The organism is Mycobacterium sp., assembly GCF_049281135.1.
Lineage (GTDB): Bacteria > Actinomycetota > Actinomycetes > Mycobacteriales > Mycobacteriaceae > Mycobacterium.
This window is the reverse complement of sequence record NZ_JBAPRN010000292.1, coordinates 1-2793: the sequence shown is the minus strand read 5'-3', so window position 1 is coordinate 2793 and position 2793 is coordinate 1. Positions and strand designations below refer to the sequence as shown.

Annotated in this window: 2 protein-coding genes and 1 pseudogene; all 3 read left to right on the top strand. The window is 64.7% G+C overall.

The window, feature by feature from the left end; translation table 11 throughout:
* On the top strand, positions 1 to 322 hold a 322-nt coding region (locus WAN02_RS11760; RefSeq protein ID WP_422264345.1), incomplete at its 5' end, for a hypothetical protein.
* 693 nt (positions 323 to 1015) lie between these two features.
* Positions 1016 to 1647: pseudogene (locus WAN02_RS11755) on the top strand (IS21 family transposase); the annotation flags it as partial.
* 65 nt (positions 1648 to 1712) lie between these two features.
* Positions 1713 to 2793 (top strand): tyrosine-type recombinase/integrase (locus WAN02_RS11750; RefSeq protein WP_422264344.1); only part of this gene is annotated, 1081 nt, incomplete at its 3' end.

Genomic DNA, 2793 nt, shown 5'->3' with positions numbered 1-2793 from the left:
GCTCTACAATCGCACAATCGCTGGTTTGTCGATGTCCTTCACGAACGTATCGCTGGTTCCGGATGAGATGCTCGCTGCGGGCAACATTCCGGTGGTCAACGAGCTTCCGTTCGCTCGTTCGGAGCTTCCGAGTCCGTACGCGGTATGGGCGCAGCCAGCCCCGATTGCGATGGCCGATGCGCTCAGCGGAGTCGTCGAGACACCCAACATTGCGGCGCGAGCTGGTGCGGCCGCATCAGCAATACGCGGTGGCGGCTGGTCGTCAGCGCAGACTCAAGTCGTCAGTGTGGTCGAGGAGGAATTGTATGGCACCCTTCAATGAGGAATTCGAACGAGGCCTGATACACGCGCGTGCATAGACCCTCCGGCCTGTCGCCACGCTCCATTCGAGATAGGGTGTCGCCACGTCCATCCATCGGCGGCGAGTCGTTGTGGACCATGTTGACCTAGCTACCGCTTCAGGTGATCCTTCGGAACCTGAGGCGCATGGGCGATCGCGGGCAAGGCGAACCGTTAGGCCTCCGGGTGACTGGACCGCCGGTGCGTAGCTGATCCCGGCCGCGGTAGTTCTCACGGCGTGCTTTGTTCGTGGCTTGTGTTGACCGCACTCGATCGGCGCAACGCAGGATCACGCCTACGAGCCCACGGACGCGTGAGTCATACAGGATGTTCGCGAAACGGTATGGCTACCCTTCAGGTATCTCTGGAATGACGGAAATTCATACGATCCGCCGATCCACTTGGCGCACGCGCCAACTGATGCGTCGGCATTCTTTCTGTACACCCGATCTACACTGGTGCTGCTGGCTCCGATCTCTGCCCCATGGTATCTTGCCATTCTGATGTCCGTGGCCATGGAAAAGTCCCCGGTAGTGGCCAGGTTTAGGTCCCCGGTTTTGGCCAGGTAAAAGTCCTCATCCTTCGTTCGTCGCGTCGGCCTGGAGCTTGTGGCCTGGACGGTGACGGTGACGGTGGCGGTGCCAACCAGTCACTGTCACCGCCCACGGAGCTTCTATTGAAGTCTGCGAGCGAACGAATGGACATCATTTTCCGCCTACCGCGAGGTGGGCACTTACCGTGGTGCGGCCGCGATCAGTGGCACTACCGCGAAGACGGTGCGGCGGGTCATCGCCCGTCATGACGGCCAGCTTGCCACCAGCTGAGCGGGCTGCCGGCTCACACAACTACGGCGGCGTTGTCGACCTGGTCGCGCACCGCGTAGCCAAGACGAACGCCCGGATCACCGCGAAGCGGCTGCTACCGGCGGCGCACGCTGCCGAGTATGGCGGTTCGGCCCGCAACTTTCGTCGGTTGGTCGCAGCGCAGAAAGCGTTATGGCGTAAGGAGAATCCCCGCGGCCGACGCCCGGCGGTGTGGTCTGCGGGGCGGTATCTGGTCATCGACCGGGGTGTGTTGGGCGGGCTGCACGTGTTCTGCGCGGTGCTGGCCTTCTCCCGGGTGCGGTTTGTGCGTTTTGCCGACAACGAACGCGCCGAGACCACGATGGCGATGCTGGCCGAGTGCTTCGACGTCCTGGGCGGGGTCCCCGCGGTGGTGCTGGCCGACCGGATGGGCTGCCTCAAAGGTGGCGTCGTAGCCAATGTTGTGGTGCCCACCCCGGATTACGTCCGCTTCGCCGTGCACTACCTGTTGACTGAACTAGCCGGTGTCGGTGGCGTGTCGCGACTGGTCCCGCTGTTAGACCTCGCCGCATGTCGGATGAGTTGCGGGGACAACGGGACTTGGCGCGGACGCTCGTTCCGCAGATCGGTCGGGTGGTCGACACGGCGGATGCCGCCGAGCCTTGGCGCGTCGTCGATGGGGTCGGCGAGGTCGTCGCTGCGATCGTCGTCTACCTGCGGGAGTTGCAGGCTGCGGGTCGTTCGCCGGCAACGCTGCGTTCGTATGCACTCGACTTGCTTCGCTGGTTTCGGTTCCTCTGGGCGATCGAGATGTCGTGGGATCGGGCGACGCAGGTCGAGGCACGCGAGTTCGCCCGCTGGTTGCAGGTCAGCGGGAAGCCGGTCCGTGTGCATTGGCGGCGCGGCGAGGACCTGACCGCGACGACGTCCTCGGGGCAGTCGTATTCGGCGTCGGTGCGCGCTCACAGCGAGAGGGTGCTGCGCAACTTCTACGACTTACACCGGGAGGCGGGCACTGGTTCGATCTTGAATCCGTTCCCGCTTGACCGGCTGCGGCGCAACGGCCGGGCGCATGCCCACCACAATCCCATGGAACCGCATCGCAACGAGCGGGTTGGGCGATATCGGCCGACGCTGCCGAGCCGGATCCCGCGCAGCGTTCCCGACGGGGAGTTCAACGAGATCTTCGCCCTGCTGCCGTCCCACCGCGATCGGGCGCTGGTGGCGTTCTACGTGTCGACCGGGGCGCGGGCGTCGGAGTTGCTGTCGGCGACCTGCGGTGGCGTCGACCCCGGCCGCGGGGTGATCAGCGTGGTCCGCAAGGGCACCCGCGCGGTGCAGGAACTGCCAGCGTCCAGCGACGCGTTCGTCTGGCTTCGGCTTTACCAGGTGGAGATGGAAGGGATGATTCCGGCGGGGCGCAGGCAGCCGCTCTGGTGGACGTTACGGCCTCCGCATCGGCGCCTGACCTATCACGCTGTCCATCGCATGTTCGAGCGAGTCAACAAGCGCGCCGGTACAGGGGCCACGTTGCATTCGCTGCGGCACACCGCCGCTTATCGGATGGCCGAGGATGGCGCGCTGCCGTTGACCGACGTGCAGTACGTCCTGGGTCACGCGAACCTGTCCACGACGCAGATCTATCTCACGC